This is a genomic window from Streptomyces daqingensis (genome assembly GCF_014645895.1).
GTDB lineage: Bacteria > Actinomycetota > Actinomycetes > Streptomycetales > Streptomycetaceae > Streptomyces > Streptomyces daqingensis.
Genome location: NZ_BMMP01000011.1, coordinates 124,022 through 138,946, shown reverse-complemented (window position 1 = coordinate 138,946; position 14,925 = coordinate 124,022). Strand labels below are relative to the sequence as shown.

Below are 14,925 nucleotides of genomic sequence, written 5' to 3'. Positions count from 1 at the left end.
ACGCGGCGGCAGGGTCCGGCGGTTCCGGTCGGCACGCCGCGTACCGGGTCAGGCAGGTGTTCCCGCCGTCTCGGCGGCTTCCGGACTGGTCCGCAGCGCCGGCCCGCACTCGTACCGCCGCAGTCGCTGCCCGTCCCCGCCGCCGCGCGCGGGGCCGCCGAGGATCACTGAGCGGTCGCTGCCGCTCGCGGCGGTGTCGGCGTACGTGCAGACGATCTGCGCCAGCGCGAACGACGGCAGTTCCTCCAGCGGCGAACTCAGCCGCAGCGCGCCGGGGGGATCGCCCTCGGCGGGGCCCTCGACCTTCAGGTCGCGGGGGACAGCGGTACGGAACCCGGCCGACTCCTCCTCGGAGTCGGGCTCCGCCTGCAGCGCGTCGAGCAGGCCGCGGGCCACGGGCAGCTTCTCCGAGTCGTCCCCGTCGGGCAGCGCCACATGGCGTTCCACGGGGGAGACCCGATTGCCGCAGGCGAGGTAGACCCGCACCGGCAGGTTTCCCTTGCCGCCGCGGCCGGCCGTCTCCCCGTCGCCCGGCAGTACGCAGCCGACCCGGGACGGCGCGGCTCCCGCGTCGACGGGTACGGAGGTGGAGCGGATGCCGCAGCCGGCGGCGAGGCCGCCGAGGAAGGCCAGCCCGACGAGGGCCCCCGAGGCGGCGCGCAGCCCCGTACGCAGGGACGCGGGCACCCGCAGCAGCCGGTCCGTGCGGCGCCGTGACGTGCCGGGACGCCGCGGACGGTCCGTACGGACGTACTGCTTCCGCCGGGACGCCGCGAGGAACTGCGCGCGTTTCACCGCCCGTCCTTCCTGCCGTCGTCTTCTCCGCCGGCCGTTCCGTTCCCGCCGCTCTCCGCCGTCCCGCCGTCCGCGTCGTCCGCCTCCTCGGGACGCCGGGCGTCGGTGTCGCGCGGAAGGCGGAGGGTGAAGACCGCTCCGCCCTCCGGCGAGGGGTCGTTCCGGGCCGAGATGGAGCCGCCGTGGATGTGGGCGTTCTCCTGGGCGATGGACAGGCCCAGCCCGCTGCCCTCCGAACGGGGCCGGGAGGCGCTGGCCTTGAAGAACCGCTCGAAGACGTGCGGCAGTTTCTCCTCCGGGATGCCCGGGCCGCGGTCGGAGATCTCGATGACGAGCTCGCCCCTGCCGTCCGCCGTCTCCTCGGTCCGCACGGAGACCCGCACGGGCGAACCCCCGTGCTTGAGCGCGTTGCCGATGAGGTTGGCCAGGATGACGTCGAGCCGGCGGGGGTCGAGGCGCACCATCAGGCCGCGGTCCGCGTCGAGTTCGACGGCGTCGAGCCAGGCACGCGCGTCGATGCAGGCGGTGACCTGGTCGGCGACGTCGACGTCGTCGAGGACGAGCTTCGCCGTGCCCGCGTCGAAGCGGGTGACCTCCATCAGGTTCTCGACCAGGTCGTTCAGCCGCCGGGTCTCGCTGACCACCAGCTGCACCGCCGGCGCGATCATGGGATCGAGGTTGTCCTGCTCCTCCTCCAGCACCTCTGTCACGGCGGAGATCGCCGTCATCGGGGTCCGCAGCTCGTGCGACATGTCGGCGACGAACCGGCGCGAGGACTCCTCCCTGGCGCTGAGGTCCGCGACACGGTTCTCCAGGGACTCCGCCGCCTTGTTGAACGTGCGGGACAGTTCGGCCAGTTCGTCCGTGCCAGAGACCTTCAGACGGGTGTCGAGCTTCCCCTCGCCGAGCCGCCGTGCCGCGTCCCCGAGCCGCCTCACGGGACGCAGCACGGTGGTCGCCGCCGCCTGCGCGAGGAGCATGGCGCCGACGAGGGCGAGCCCCGTGGCGATGCCCAGCGACCAGGCAAGGGAGTTCAGATCGTCCCGCTCGGGCCCCAGGGACTTGCGCATGAAACCCGACGGGGTGGGCCCCTCGCCGATCATCTTCGCGCCGCCGACGAGGAACGGCTCGCTGCCGCCGCCATCGGACGTCCGCTGCCAGTAGAGGTGGTACGGATGGCTGTTGCCGACGTCGACGGGCCGCCGCTTGGCGACGGCGTTGCGCAGCTCGGCGGGGACGTCCGACGTGGTGAAGGCGTCCTGGTCGGACGTCGCGGTGCAGATCAGGCCACGTGCGTCCTCACCGGTGAGGATCACCTCGTAGTTCTGCGACGTGCTGGCCATCTTCTCGGCCGCGTCCCGCAGTTGGCGGCAGTCGTAACGCCGCGGCAGGCTGCCGGCGTTGTCCTCCATCGACTTGCGGAAGTCGTTGAGCGCGGCGTTCTGGGTGCGGGTGAGCACGGCGTCCCTGTTGAGCCAGTACGCGATGCCGGACGCCGAGACGGCCGCCGTCAGCGCCACCAGCGCGAACACGACGACCAGCCGCAGCCGGAGCGTCGGCAGCACGCCTGCGAACCAACTCCGCGCCTTCTGCTGGGGATTGGGGCCCTTGTCCGCCGCGCCGCCCTGCGCGGGCCGGCGCGGCGGGCGTCCCTCGCCGTGGCGCGTTCCGCGCTCCCTGCTGCCCCCGCCCTCCCGCGACCTCGGCTGTGCCGGGTCGTTCACTGCGGAGCGTCCAGCCTGTATCCGACGCCTCGCACCGTGCGGATCAGCGTGGGCGACGACGGCACGTCCTCGACCTTCGCGCGGAGCCGCTGGACGCAGGCGTCCACGAGCCGCGAGTCGCCCAGGTAGTCGTGCTCCCACACCAGTCGCAGCAACTGCTGCCGGGACAGGGCCTGTCCGGGCCGCCTGCTCAGTTCCAGCAGCAACCGCAGCTCGGTGGGCGTCAGTTGGAGGTCCTCACCGTTCTTGGTGACGGTCATCGCGGAACGGTCGATGACGAGCGAGCCGAACGTCGCCGCGTCGTTGGACTCGCGCTCGCCGCGCCGCATCACCGCGCGGATGCGGGCGTCCAGCACGCGGCCCTGGACGGGCTTCACCACGTAGTCGTCGGCGCCCGACTCCAGCCCCACGACCACGTCGATGTCGTCACTGCGGGCGGTGAGCAGGATGATCGGCAACTGGTCGGTGCGCCGGATGCGGCGGCACACCTCGAAGCCGTCGATGCCCGGCAGCATCACGTCCAGCACGATCAGGTCCGGCCGTTGCTCACGCAGCAGTTTGAGACCGTCCTCGCCGGACGCGGCGGTCACCACGCGGTGGCCCTGGCGGGTGAGACCCATCTCCAGGGCTGTACGTACAGCGTCGTCGTCCTCGATCAGCAACAGGAAAGCCACGCCGGCCATTCTGTCCCATGCCCCCCTCCTACTTCGACCGTGCTGTGCGTCACGGTCCCCCGGCCCCCCGCGCAGCCGCCGGGATAACCGCTCACCGAGAGGCGCCGGGACGGCCCGCGGAGATCCGCCAAGGCCGCGCGAGCACCTTCCGGCGGTGCTGGGCCGCAGCTCAGAGGGGAGGACACGCCCTCGACGACCCTTGTGACACCGCTGTGACAGACGGGGGACGCCGCGATGAAACTGGCCGTGCAGTGTGTACGTCATCAGCAGGCGACAGGTCGGCCCGAGGGGGGCGCGGGATGAACACACTGCACAGCAGCAACGTCAGCGCAGTTATCCACACGCGTCTGCACACCCCGGCGGTTCCGTCCGGTCACGCTGAAATGCCCGGCGCCTTCACCAAGGGCCAGAGCAAGGCAAACGCCGCCGGCGGACGGGGGTGTGCCGGCGGCACCGGCCACACGGCCGGCCGCGGGGGAAGCGCGGGGCGCGTGCGTCCGCAGCACATCGCTGCGGTTGAGGGCCTTCGAGGGGAGGCCCGCACGGGGGACGGTGAGTACAGGGAGGAGCCGGGAGCGCGGCAAGAGGGCACGTCCGAGGCGGAGTTCACCGCCTACGTACGTGAGCGCCGCGCCTCCCTGTACGCCACCGCCTACCACCTGACAGGCGACCGCTTCGAAGCGGAAGACCTGCTGCAGAGCGCGCTGTTCTCCACCTACCGCGCCTGGCACCGCATCAGCGACAAGGCGGCGGTCGGCGGCTACCTGCGCCGCACGATGACGAACCTGCACATCAGCGCGTGGCGCCGCCGCAAGCTGAACGAGTACCCGACGGAGGAGCTGCCGGAGACCGCCGGCGACCAGGACGCGATGCGCGGCACCGAACTGCGCACCGTGCTCTGGCAGGCGCTCGCCCGGCTTCCCGAACTGCAGCGCACGATGCTGGTGTTGCGCTACTACGAGGGACGAACCGATCCCGAGATCGCGGAGATCCTCGACATAAGCGTCGGCACCGTGAAGAGCAGCATCTGGCGCTCGCTGCGCCGGCTGCGCGACGACGAGGTGCTCAGCTTCGGCCGGGACCAGGAGGAGTCCTTCGGCGAGCTGGTCGCCTGACGGCGTCCACGAGCGGGACGTCCACAAGCAGGGCGTCTCACGAATTCCAGCTCGAGAGCACTGAGTTCACGAGGACGGAGTTCCACAGAACCTGAGGCGAGGGCTGGGGGCCCTCGGCGGGGGCCGCAGGACGGGACACGGGTCGTCCCGGATACGGGGGAAGCACGGGGGAGCAGGGGGAAACGGGGGAACGAGGATCCGTCCGGGGGGACGGGTCCGGGAGAGCGGGTTCGGGCAACCGGGGGGTCTGCCCGACCCGCTCTCCCCCTTTTCCGGTCCGCTTCCTCTCAGGACGGCCGCGGGCCGGTCTGCTGCTCAGTCCGCCGACTAAGCCCGCCGGGTCAGCCCGGCGTCTCAGCCCGTGCTGCGGCCGGTTCGCGGTGATGGCGGGCCGTCACCGGGCCGTTCGGGCCTCACCCGCCGTGGACAGCAGCCTGATCCGCTCGGCCGCCTCGTCCCGTCCGCAGGGGTGGGCGCCCAGCGCCCGGTGCCGCTGCACGATCGCGCCCTCGCTCCGCATGAGCCGCCATCCGCGGCGCAGCAGGAACGGCGGCGATTTCCGTCCTTCGCGCAGGTCGCGCAGGAGACGCCTGCGGAACGTCGTCGTGGGGCGGCCGCGCAGGCAGATCGCGTCGGCCAGCAGGTCCAGTTCGCGGCAGCGGGCGACGATGTCCGCGGCGAAGATCCCCTCGGCGATGAACAGCCGCGCACCGTCGAGGTCGAGCGTCTCCGTCCCGACGCGGGCGCTGAGCGAGATGTCGTAGAGCGGCACCGTGGTGCGCCCCTTGACGCACAGCTCCTGCACGGCGGCGACGGCCGCCTCCGCGTCCCACGAGCGTGCGGAGTCCCAGTCCACGCCGGTGCCGTGCGGCAGCATCGGCAGGGTCGGGTCCCCGGCCTCCTTGTAGAAGTCGTCGAGACGCATGACGGGCAGGCCGCTGCGTGCGGAGAGGCGGGACTTGCCCGCGCCGGACGGTCCGGTCAGCAGGATGACGCGAGGCGAGCGGGATATGTCGTGGGGGGCGGTCACGAGAGACCATTGTCGGTCATCCCGCCGCCGGCGTAACCCGGCGGGGAGTGTGATGCGGATACGGTCCACTGCGAGGAAGACCTCACGGAGGCCGTCCGGGTCGTCCTTGATGAATCGGGTGGCGGAACTGACCGCCTCTGCCTCCCAGATGATCTGGAAGTTCACTCACCGACCAGGCCGAGGCGCCGGCCCAACTCCTCGTGCGGGACGTATTCGTCGGAGCCGGCCGCGACCTTCGCCCGGTACTGGGCCACGGCCAACGCGTCCTCGAGGTCTATCAAGTCCTGGGCACGCGCTTCAGTCATGGGGTACGAGCGTCGCTCATGTGAAGAAATGTGCACGATTGCGCAAAGGCTCGGGCCGCTGCGCGCGTCCTGCTCAGGGGCAGGGGTTGCGCACAGCGGCCCGTCAGCCGGGTTTCTGAGCCGTCAGACGCCCATCGGGTGCCAGACGGTCTTCGTCTCCAGGCAGGACAGCAGCCTGGACGTGCCCGGGTCGGCGGACCAGTCCGTCTCCCGCTCCTCCGGGCGGCGCACCCGCTTGAGGTTGTCCGCCGCGGCGGCCTCCAGCTCCTTCGCCAGGCCGGGGTCGCCCGCCGCACCGGTCAGGTCGATCGCGTTGACGTCCTGGTGCGCGGCGAGCGTCGCGCCGACCTCGCGGGTACGTCCGGAGAGGACGTTGACCACGCCGCCGGGCACGTCGGACGTCGCCAGCACCTCCGCCAGCGACAGCGCCGGCAGCGGCGCCTTCTCGGACGGGACCAGCACGGCCGTGTTACCGGTGACGATCACCGGCGCGAGCACGGAGACCAGGCCCAGGAAGGACGACTCCTGCGGTGCCAGCACCGCCACCACACCGGTCGGTTCGGGCGTCGAGAGGTTGAAGAACGGCCCCGCCACGGGGTTGGCGCCGCCGACGACCTGAGCCACCTTGTCGGACCAGCCCGCGTACCAGACCCAGCGGTCGACGGCGGCGTCGACCTGGGCTGCCGCGGCCGCCTCCGTCAGCCCCTCCGCGGCGGCGACCTCAGCCGTGAACTGCGCGCGCCGGCCCTCCAGCATCTCCGCGACGCGGTAGAGGATCTGGCCCCGGTTGTAGGCAGTCGCGCCCGACCAGCCGCCGAACGCCTTGCGGGCGGCGACGACCGCGTCGCGGGCGTCCTTGCGGGAGGACTGCGGGGCGTTGGCCAGCCAGCGGCCCTGGGAGTCGGTCACCTCGTACACCCGTCCGCTCTCGCTGCGCGGGAACTTGCCCCCGACGAAGAGCTTGTAGGTCTTCAGCACGTCGACGCGCGCCGGGATCCGCGACGCGCCGGCCGCCTGCGAAGCGGGCTTGCGCGTACGCGTGGCAGCGGGCTTCCCGGAACCGGCCGCCTTCGGCGCCGCCGCGGTCTTCTTCGCCTTTGCCTTCTGCGACTCGTCAGACATCGAGGTACGCCTCCAGACCGTGACGACCGCCCTCACGGCCGTAACCCGACTCCTGGTAGCCGCCGAACGGCGAGGTCGGATCGAACTTGTTGAACGTGTTGGCCCAGACGACGCCCGCCCGGAGCTTGTTCGCCATCGCCAGAATGCGCGAGCCCTTCTCCGTCCAGATCCCGGCGGAGAGGCCGTACGGCGTGTTGTTGGCCTTCGCCACCGCCTCGTCCGGGGTGCGGAAGGTCAGGACGGACAGCACGGGCCCGAAGATCTCCTCGCGCGCGATGCGGTGCGCCTGGCTGACGCCGGTGAAGACGGTCGGCGCGAACCAGTAGCCGTTCGACGGGAGTTCGCAGGGGGCGGACCAGCGCTCCGCGCCCTCCGCCTCGCCGGAGTCGGCCAGCTCGGTGATGCGGGCGAGCTGTTCGGCGGAGTTGATCGCGCCGACGTCCGTGTTCTTGTCCATCGGGTCGCCGACGCGCAGAGTGCCGAGCCTCCGCTTCAGCGCGTCCAGCAGCTCGTCCTGCACGGACTCCTGCACCAGCAGCCGCGAACCCGCGCAGCAGACCTGCCCCTGGTTGAAGTAGATTCCGTTGACGATGCCCTCGACGGCCTGGTCGATCGGGGCGTCGTCGAAGACGATGTTGGCGCCCTTGCCGCCGAGTTCGAGGGTGACCTTCTTGCGCGTGCCCGCGACCGTGCGGGCGATCTCCTTGCCGACGGCGGTGGAGCCCGTGAAGGCGACCTTGTCGATGCCGGGGTGCGCGACGAGTCCGGCGCCCGTCGCGCCGTCCCCGGTGAGGATGTTGACGACGCCCTTGGGCAGGCCCGCCTGCCGGCAGACGTCCGCGAAGAACAGGGCGGACAGGGGCGTCGTCTCGGCGGGCTTGAGCACCACGGTGTTGCCCGTCGCCAGCGCCGGGGCGATCTTCCAGGCGAGCATCAGCAGCGGGAAGTTCCACGGGATGACCTGCCCGGCCACCCCGAGGGGCCGCGGCGCGGGGCCGAACCCGGCGTGCTCCAGCTTGTCCGCCCAGCCCGCGTAGTAGAAGAAGTGGGCGGCGACCAGCGGCAGGTCGGCGTCCCGCGTCTCGCGGATCGGCTTTCCGTTGTCCAGCGTCTCCAGGACGGCCAGCTCGCGGGCGCGCTCCTGGAGGATGCGGGCGATGCGAAAGATGTACTTGGCCCGCTCGGTGCCCGGTAGCGCGGACCAGCCGGTGAAGGCGGCACGCGCCGCGCGGACCGCGTCATCGACGTCCGCCGTGCCCGCCTGCGCGACCTCGGAGAGGACCTCCTCGGTCGAGGGGGAGACGGTCTTGAAGACCTTGCCCTCCGCTGCCTCGCGGAACTCGCCGTCGATGAACAGCCCGTAGGACGGGGCGATGTCGACGATCGCGCGGGACTCGGGAGCAGGGGCGTACTCGAAAATCTGGTCTGTCATCTCTGCCTCAGTCCACCGTCACGTAGTCGGGACCGGAGTAGCGGCCGGTGTTCAGCTTCTGGCGCTGCATGAGCAGGTCGTTCAGGAGGCTGGAGGCGCCGAAGCGGAACCAGTCGGGGCTCAGCCAGTCCGGGCCCACGGTCTCGTTGACGACCACGAGGTAGCGCAGGGCGTCCTTCGCGTTGCGGATGCCGCCGGCGGGCTTCACGCCGATCTGCGTGCCGGTGGCCGCGCGGAAGTCGCGCACCGCCTCGAGCATCAGCAGCGTGTTGGGGAGCGTGGCGTTCACGGCCACCTTGCCCGTCGAGGTCTTGATGAAGTCCGCTCCCGCGAGCATGGCGAGCCAGGACGCGCGCCGGATGTTGTCGTACGTCGACAGCTCGCCGTTCTCGAAGATCACCTTGAGGTGAGCGGCCTCCCCGTCCCCGGAGCCGGCGGGACGACGGCACGCCTCCTTCACCGCCTGGATCTCCTCGAAGACCTTGCCGTACCGGCCGGCCAGGAACGCACCGCGGTCGATCACCATGTCGATCTCGTCGGCGCCGGCGGCGACGGCCTCCCGGGTGTCGGCCAGCTTGACGGAGAGAGGCGCACGCCCCGACGGGAAGGCGGTCGCCACCGAGGCGACCTTGATCCCGGCACCGCCGTTCGCGGCCAGCGCCTCCTTCGCCGTCGACGCCATGTCGGGGTAGACGCAGATCGCGGCGACCTGGGGCGTGGTGCGGTCGGTCGGGTCGGGGTTGCTGCCCTTGGCACACAGCGACCGGACCTTGCCGGGGGTGTCGGCCCCTTCGAGCGTGGTCAGGTCGATCATCGAGATGGCCAGGTCGAGGGCGTACGCCTTGGCCGTGGTCTTGATCGAGCGTGTGCCGAGCGTGGCGGCGCGGGCTTCGAGTCCGACCGCGTCGACTCCGGGCAGGCCGTGCAGGTAGCGGCGCAACGCGGCGTCCGACGCGGTGACGTCCGCGAAGGCGGGTGCGGTGGAGGCAGAAGACATGGTCACCAGAGGAGCATATCTACACGCGTAGCTTCGTCGGTAGGGGAGAGAGCGGCCAGGATGCGACGGTCACGCCCGTATCCGGGGCCCGTCGCCTCCTCGCACCCCGCGGCGACGGCGGCGGATCGATGCCGAGCCGCAATGTCGGCCCTCCGGAGCCTCCGGCAGAATCAAGCCCCATGAGTAGCGAGTCCCGACGTGAACGCGAGCCCGAGCAGCGACGCGAGCCGGAGGCAGAGCCTGCGAAGACCGAGGCTGCGAAGACCGAGCCCGCGGAGACCGAGCCTGCGAAGACCGAGCCTGCGGGGACGGGGTCAGCGGGGTCAGCGCAGGCCGAGGCCGCGGCGCCGGAGGGTGCGCCGGCTCCCGGGACAGCCGCCGGGGCCGAACCCGAGGGGCCCGTCTACGCCGACCGCTGCTACCGCTCGCCGGCCGCCCTCGCGGGCGGCGTGATGCTGCTCCTGCTGGCCGCCTGGCTCGGCACCGACGCGCTGATCGAAGGGGTGAGCCGCACGCGGGTCATCGCCCTCTCCGGGCTCCTCTGCGGCGTCCCCCTCGTCGTCGCCTTCACGCTGCGGCCCGCCGTGTACGCGAACGCGCAGCGGATGCGTGTGCGCAATCCGTTCCGGACCATCACCGTCCCGTGGGGGACGGTGGAGTCACTGCAGTCCGGATACTCCAGCGAGGTCGTCGCCGACGGCACCAAGTACCAACTGTGGTCGATTCCCGTGTCGTTGCGTGCCCGCAAGCGTGCCGCGCGGCAGGTCGAGCGGGCTGAGCGCGCCGCCTCGAAGGGTTCCGCTCCGGCGCGGCCCACCGGTCTGTTCGGACTCGGCGGGGTCTCCGGCGGGGACGACGACGCGACGCCGAAGCGCGCGCCGTCCGACCAGGCGATCGACGAATTGCGCGCCCTCGCCCTGGAGAACGGCGAACGCGGTGCGGCGCAGGGCGAGGTGACGGTGCGCTGGGCGTACGAGATCGCTGTCCCGGCTCTGGCGGGCGGCATCGCGCTGGCGGTCCTGCTCGGGGTGTTCTGACCGGGTGTTCCGGCAGGGGTGTCCTGCCGACGCCTTCTTTCAGATGTTCCGACGGGGTGTGCTTGCGGTCTTCTGGCCGGACGGCCTGACCGCAAGGGCCGCCGATTTGCGCGCACGGGAAATCGGATATCCGTCCGCGGCTCGTTCAGTGAAGAAACGAGCCGCATTGTGCGCTGGATCGCACGGGTGAATTCCCCGAACGGGAGCGACCGCCTGGCGAATCGATTCTCTCCGCGTTGACGCAGGTCATCGCCAGACTTTTTAGCGGAATCCATATCTTCATGAGAGTCGAATCTTCTTGTCCCTGAAGCGTCAACTGGCGAATCTTGCTGACGTCGTCCGTCAACGGGCGACCGGCCAGCTGGCCGAGAACAGAGAAAGCGAGAACTCAGAGTGAAGATTCGAAAGTCTCTGGCAGTTCTGGGGGCAAGCGCCACGCTGGCGCTCGGGTTCGGCGGAGCGATGGCGCCCGCCGCGCAGGCGGAGGTTCCGAGGTGGGGCGGCCACGCCAGCTACTCGGCGACCAGCCTCAACACCGGTGCCGTACAGCACGGGACGGCCCGGCGTTCCCTGAGCGCGGCGGACGAGCTGCCGCCGGCCGCCTCCGCCAGCCTGCGCTGCTGGAACCCGTCTCTCTCGGGCCGTTCGTTCGCCGTCTCGTGCTCCGGTTCCCGGTACTACGTCTACACCGACTGCACGAACGACCGCCGCTACGTCGTCGGTCCGCTGGCCGGTGCGAAGCGCGTCCGCATCACGTGCCCGCTGGGCAGCCAGGCCATGGACGGCGGCGCCTGGGGCCGCTGAGCCCGTGAGCGGTTGAACGACGAGCGGTCCGGGAGCTGAACTTCCGGGTCACCGACGGGACTTCAGCAGAACGACACCGCAGCGCACCACCGCACGGCCGGGTCCGGGACTTCCGGGCCCGGCCGTTTCGTGCCCGGTGCGCGGTGGCCCTGCGGGAGTCCGCCGTCGGAAAAGGCTTGAGTCTCCAGCGGCTGGAATGCCGAGACTCGCCGCATGAAGGACGAACCGGAGCCACTCACGATCGGACAGCTCTCCGACCGCACCGGTGTGGCCGTACGCACTGTCCGCTACTGGTCGGACATCGGACTGCTCCCGCCCGGACGCCGGAGCGGAGGCGGCTACCGGCTGTACGGGACCGAGGCCGTCGCGCGTCTCGAACTGCTTCGCTCCCTGCGCGAGTTGGGTCTCGGGCAGGAGGAGATCAGACAGGTGCTGAGCAGCGAGGCGACGCTGGCGGAGACAGCCGCCACGCACGTGGCCGCGATCGACGCCCGCATCCGTGCTCTGAAGCTGAACCGGGCCGTCCTGTCCACCGTCGCGGAACGCGGTTCCACCGCAGAGGAGACAGCGCTGATGAACAGGCTCGCCCGGCTCTCGGTCGACGAACGCGCCCAGATCATCGAGGACTTCATGAAGGACGTGGCCGGAGGGATCGACGACGCCCCGGACATGGAGGAGAGGCTGCGGCGCTCCCCGGTCCGGCTGCCCGAGAATCCCACTGTCGAACAGGTCGACGCCTGGCTGCAGTTGGCGGAGCTGATCCGGGATCCCGGTTTCCGCTCCCGGATGCGCCGGATGCTGGAGCTCACCGTGCCGGGACGTCCCGGAGGCTCGATCTGGTGGGCGGGCCACGTGACCGCGACCGTCGCGGAGGCGCGCGAGGAGGGGATCGGCCCGGCATCCGAGCGGGCGTCCGCCGTGCTGGCCGGCCTGTTCGGGGAGGCGGACCGGGCCGAGCTGCTGGAGTGCCTGGACGCGGGCCTGAACGCGGAGGCCGAGCGGTTCCGGCTGCTCATGGCCGAGGTCCGCGGTCATGGGCCGCGGCCACCGCGGCACGAGGACCTGGCCTGGCTCGGCGGCGCGCTCCGGGCGGACCTGGAGCGTGCCGGCACCTGACGGACGCGTCACCGGTGAGCGTCCGGCGGCGGGCCCCGCCCGCCGTCCGGGCCCGTCACCCGGGGCGCGTGCAGGGGGCGGTCACACTCCCGCGGCCGCCGCCAAGTCGGCCTTCAGCGCGGCGAGTACGGTGGCCGCCCGGCTGCGGGCCCCGGCGAGCGCCGCCTGGTCGCGCACCGGCAGTACGGCCTCCAGGTAGCACTTGAGCTTCGGCTCCGTCCCGCTCGGCCGCACCACGACACGGGCCTGCTCCACGCCCGCCTCGGGGTCGCCCGCGAGCCGGTACCGCAGCCCGTCCGTGGGTGGCAGGCTCTCGCTACCCTCTGCCAGGTCCTCCGCGGCGAGGACGGACAGGCCCGCGAGGACCTTCGGCGGGTCCGACCTCAGGCGCCGCATGGCCGCGCTGATCAGCGAGAGATCCTCGACGCGCACCGACAGCTGGTCGGTCGCGTGCAGCCCGTGCTTCACGGCGAGGTCGTCCAGCAGGTCCGTCAACGACCGGTCCGCCTGCTTGAGTTCGGCCGCGAGTTCGGCGACGAGCAGCGCCGCCGTGACGCCGTCCTTGTCGCGCACGCCGTCCGGGTCGACGCAGTAGCCCAGCGCCTCCTCGTAGCCGTAGCGCAGGTTCTCGACGCGGGCCAGCCACTTGAAGCCCGTCAGCGTCTCCTCGTACGGGAGGCCGGCCGCGCGCGCGATCCGGGACACCAGCGACGAGGAGACGATCGTCGAGGCGAACGTGCCCCGCGCCCTCTTGTGCACGAGATGCGTGGCGAGGAGCGCTCCGACCTCGTCGCCGCGCAGCATCCGCCAGCCCTCCGCGGACGTCGCGTCGGGGACGGCGACGGCGCAGCGGTCCGCGTCCGGGTCGTTGGCGATGACGAGGTCCACCGGCTCGGACGCGGACGCCTCGCGGGCGGTGGCGAAGGCGAGGTCCATCGCGCCGGGCTCTTCGGGGTTGGGGAAGGCCACGGTCGGGAAGTCCGGGTCCGGCTCGGCCTGTCCGGCCACCTGGACGGGAGCCGGGAAGCCCGCGCGGCGGAACGCCGCGTCCAGAGTGGCGGAGCCGACGCCGTGCAGGGCGGTGTGCACGACGCGGACGCCGCGCGGCGAGCCCTCCGTCAGCACCGCGCCCGTGCGGGCCAGGTACCCGTCGAGGAGGTCCCCGTCCAGCACGTCCCAGCCGGAGGCGGGGCGCGGCACGCCGGCGAGCGGGCCTACGGCGTCGATGCGGGCCGCGATCTGCGCGTCGGCGGGGGGAACGATCTGCGAGCCGCCGCCGAGGTAGACCTTGTAGCCGTTGTCGCGGGGAGGGTTGTGGCTCGCGGTGACCATCACCCCCGCGACGGCGCCCAGCTCCCGGATCGCGAACGCGAGCACGGGCGTGGGCAGCGGCCCCGGCAGCAGCGCCGCCCGCAGGCCGGCCCCCGTCATGACGGACGCCGTCTCGCGGGCGAAGTCGTAGCTCTTGTACCGGGCGTCGTAGCCGACGACGACGAGGCCGGGGGCCGAGTCCGTGCCGTGCTGCTCGCGTTCCCGCAGGTAGGCGGCCAGTCCGGCGGCGGCGCGGATCACGACGGCGAGGTTCATCCGCATGGGCCCGGCGCCGAGTTCGCCCCGCAGCCCGGCCGTGCCGAACTGGAGGGTGCCGGAGAAGCGGGCCGACAGCTCCTCCCCGTCCCCGGCCTCGATGAGCTTGGCGAGCTCCTCGCGCGTCTCCGGGTCGGGGTCCTCGTCCAGCCAGGCCCGGGCCCGGCCGATCGGCTCACTCACAACGTCCTGCACGGCTCCAGCCTCTCTCCCTGTACGCGACCCGCGGGCGGGCGGGCCTGTGCCCACCCTGCGCCCTCAGATCCGGTTCAGCACCTGCGCCAGCAGCGAGCCCATCCGGGCGGCCGAGTCGCGGCCGGCCTGGAGGACTTCCTCGTGGTTCAGGGGCTCACCCGTCATGCCGGCGGCGAGGTTCGTCACGAGCGAGATGCCGAGCACCTCGGCGCCGGCCTCGCGGGCGGCGATCGCCTCCAGCACGGTGGACATCCCGACGAGGTCCCCGCCGATGGCCCGGACCATGCCGATCTCGGCCGGGGTCTCGTAGTGCGGGCCGGGGAGCTGTACGTAGACGCCCTCCTGGAGGGAGGAGTCCACTTCCTGGCAGAGAGTGCGCAGCCGGGGGGAGTAGAGGTCGGTGAGGTCGACGAAGTTGGCGCCGACGATGGGGGAGGTGGCGGTCAGGTTGATGTGGTCCTTGATCAGCACCGGCTGGCCCGGGACCATGCCGCCGCGCAGGCCGCCGCAGCCGTTGGTGAGCACGACCGTCTTGCACCCGGCCGCGACTGCCGTGCGGACGCCGTGGGTCACGGCGGCGACGCCGCGGCCCTCGTAGTAGTGGGTGCGCCCGAGGAAGACCAGGACACGCTTGTCGCCCAGCTCGTGGGAACGCACCGTGCCCGCGTGCCCCTCCACTGCGGGCGGCGGGAAGCCGGGCAGCTCCGTCACCGGGAACTCGCAGTCGGGCTCTCCGAGCGCGTCGGCGGCGGGCACCCAGCCGGAGCCCATCACGAGGACCACGTCGTGGCTGTCCGCACCGGTCAACTCGCGTAGCCGCTCGGCTGCGCTGTCGGCGGAACGGTACGGATCGTCGGCGGTGTTCGAGGCTGATGCGTTCACGCGTTGAGCGTAGCGGTTTTGGCCCTACGCGCGTAGACGGCCCCCGGAATTACCCGGGATCCACACAGGGGTGGCACCGCGCCGGAACAGGTTCCCCGGACACCGGGGAC

At 71.9% G+C, this 14,925-nt stretch carries 14 protein-coding genes; 4 read left to right on the top strand and 10 right to left on the bottom strand.

Annotation, left to right across the window (positions count from 1 at the left end; translation table 11 throughout):
• Nucleotides 1–48 precede the first annotated feature (48 nt).
• Genes IEY56_RS17735 through afsQ1 form a run of 3 tightly spaced genes read right to left on the bottom strand, consistent with a single transcriptional unit; the run spans nucleotide 49 to nucleotide 3,193 of the window.
• Nucleotides 49–795: a hypothetical protein gene (locus IEY56_RS17735; RefSeq protein ID WP_229711975.1), complete on the bottom strand. Its 747-nt coding sequence runs from the start codon at nucleotides 793–795 to the stop codon at nucleotides 49–51.
• On the bottom strand, nucleotides 792–2,519 hold the full coding sequence (locus IEY56_RS17730; protein ID WP_373292115.1) for a sensor histidine kinase: 1,728 nt from the start codon (nucleotides 2,517–2,519) through the stop codon (nucleotides 792–794). The genes IEY56_RS17735 and IEY56_RS17730 overlap by 4 nt, the downstream gene beginning before the upstream one ends.
• On the bottom strand, nucleotides 2,516–3,193 hold the full coding sequence (gene afsQ1, locus IEY56_RS17725; RefSeq protein ID WP_078873923.1) for a two-component system response regulator AfsQ1: 678 nt from the start codon (nucleotides 3,191–3,193) through the stop codon (nucleotides 2,516–2,518). Before afsQ1 ends, IEY56_RS17730 begins: the two co-directional genes overlap by 4 nt.
• 299 nt (nucleotides 3,194–3,492) lie before the next feature.
• Between afsQ1 and IEY56_RS17720 the strand changes: the two genes are divergently transcribed.
• Nucleotides 3,493–4,308 (top strand): SigE family RNA polymerase sigma factor, encoded by an 816-nt coding sequence (locus IEY56_RS17720; RefSeq protein ID WP_189038189.1) that lies wholly within the window; start codon nucleotides 3,493–3,495, stop codon nucleotides 4,306–4,308.
• 394 nt (nucleotides 4,309–4,702) lie between these two features.
• Here the strand turns inward: IEY56_RS17720 and IEY56_RS17715 are convergent, their stop codons facing one another.
• The 5 genes from IEY56_RS17715 to deoC form a co-directional block, all read right to left on the bottom strand.
• Complete coding sequence (locus IEY56_RS17715; protein WP_229711974.1) at nucleotides 4,703–5,338, bottom strand: hypothetical protein; 636 nt, start codon at nucleotides 5,336–5,338, stop codon at nucleotides 4,703–4,705.
• Nucleotides 5,339–5,499: 161 nt separating this feature from the next.
• Complete coding sequence (locus IEY56_RS17710) at nucleotides 5,500–5,643, bottom strand: prevent-host-death family protein (RefSeq protein WP_189038188.1); 144 nt, start codon at nucleotides 5,641–5,643, stop codon at nucleotides 5,500–5,502.
• A 123-nt stretch (nucleotides 5,644–5,766) separates the two neighbouring features.
• On the bottom strand, nucleotides 5,767–6,765 hold the full coding sequence (locus tag IEY56_RS17705; protein ID WP_189038187.1) for an aldehyde dehydrogenase family protein: 999 nt from the start codon (nucleotides 6,763–6,765) through the stop codon (nucleotides 5,767–5,769).
• On the bottom strand, nucleotides 6,758–8,197 hold the full coding sequence (locus IEY56_RS17700) for an aldehyde dehydrogenase family protein (protein WP_189038186.1): 1,440 nt from the start codon (nucleotides 8,195–8,197) through the stop codon (nucleotides 6,758–6,760). Before IEY56_RS17700 ends, IEY56_RS17705 begins: the two co-directional genes overlap by 8 nt.
• Nucleotides 8,198–8,204: 7 nt before the next feature.
• Nucleotides 8,205–9,194, bottom strand: coding sequence for a deoxyribose-phosphate aldolase (deoC, locus tag IEY56_RS17695; protein ID WP_189038286.1), 990 nt, complete (start codon nucleotides 9,192–9,194; stop codon nucleotides 8,205–8,207).
• 179 nt (nucleotides 9,195–9,373) lie between these two features.
• Here deoC and IEY56_RS17690 point away from each other — a divergent pair, with 179 nt between their 5' ends.
• From IEY56_RS17690 to IEY56_RS17680, 3 genes are all read left to right on the top strand, one after another.
• Nucleotides 9,374–10,231, top strand: coding sequence for a PH domain-containing protein (locus IEY56_RS17690; RefSeq protein WP_189038185.1), 858 nt, complete (start codon nucleotides 9,374–9,376; stop codon nucleotides 10,229–10,231).
• Between the two features lie 393 nt (nucleotides 10,232–10,624).
• Entirely contained in the window at nucleotides 10,625–11,035 is a 411-nt protein-coding gene (locus tag IEY56_RS17685; RefSeq protein ID WP_189038184.1) for a hypothetical protein, read from the top strand.
• A 213-nt stretch (nucleotides 11,036–11,248) separates the two neighbouring features.
• The gene (locus tag IEY56_RS17680) at nucleotides 11,249–12,151 is read left to right on the top strand and encodes a helix-turn-helix domain-containing protein (RefSeq protein WP_189038183.1); all 903 of its coding nucleotides are present in this window, start codon (nucleotides 11,249–11,251) and stop codon (nucleotides 12,149–12,151) included.
• An 81-nt stretch (nucleotides 12,152–12,232) separates the two neighbouring features.
• Here the strand turns inward: IEY56_RS17680 and IEY56_RS17675 are convergent, their stop codons facing one another.
• A complete protein-coding gene (locus tag IEY56_RS17675; RefSeq protein ID WP_373292114.1) occupies nucleotides 12,233–13,921 on the bottom strand; it encodes a phospho-sugar mutase in 1,689 nt (562 codons plus the stop codon).
• Nucleotides 13,922–13,996: 75 nt separating this feature from the next.
• On the bottom strand, nucleotides 13,997–14,815 hold the full coding sequence (locus tag IEY56_RS17670) for a purine-nucleoside phosphorylase (RefSeq protein ID WP_189038181.1): 819 nt from the start codon (nucleotides 14,813–14,815) through the stop codon (nucleotides 13,997–13,999).
• Nucleotides 14,816–14,925: the final 110 nt, after the last annotated feature.

Excerpts from the sequence above, each read along its gene's own strand:
- IEY56_RS17720 (WP_189038189.1), top strand. The coding sequence starts at position 3,493 with ATGAACACACTGCACAGCAGCAACGTCAGCGCAGTTATCCACACGCGT.
- IEY56_RS17710 (WP_189038188.1), bottom strand. The coding sequence starts at position 5,643 with ATGACTGAAGCGCGTGCCCAGGACTTGATAGACCTCGAGGACGCGTTG.
- IEY56_RS17705 (WP_189038187.1), bottom strand. The coding sequence starts at position 6,765 with ATGTCTGACGAGTCGCAGAAGGCAAAGGCGAAGAAGACCGCGGCGGCG.
- IEY56_RS17700 (WP_189038186.1), bottom strand. The coding sequence starts at position 8,197 with ATGACAGACCAGATTTTCGAGTACGCCCCTGCTCCCGAGTCCCGCGCG.
- deoC (WP_189038286.1), bottom strand. The coding sequence starts at position 9,194 with ATGTCTTCTGCCTCCACCGCACCCGCCTTCGCGGACGTCACCGCGTCG.
- IEY56_RS17690 (WP_189038185.1), top strand. The coding sequence starts at position 9,374 with ATGAGTAGCGAGTCCCGACGTGAACGCGAGCCCGAGCAGCGACGCGAG.
- IEY56_RS17680 (WP_189038183.1), top strand. The coding sequence starts at position 11,249 with ATGAAGGACGAACCGGAGCCACTCACGATCGGACAGCTCTCCGACCGC.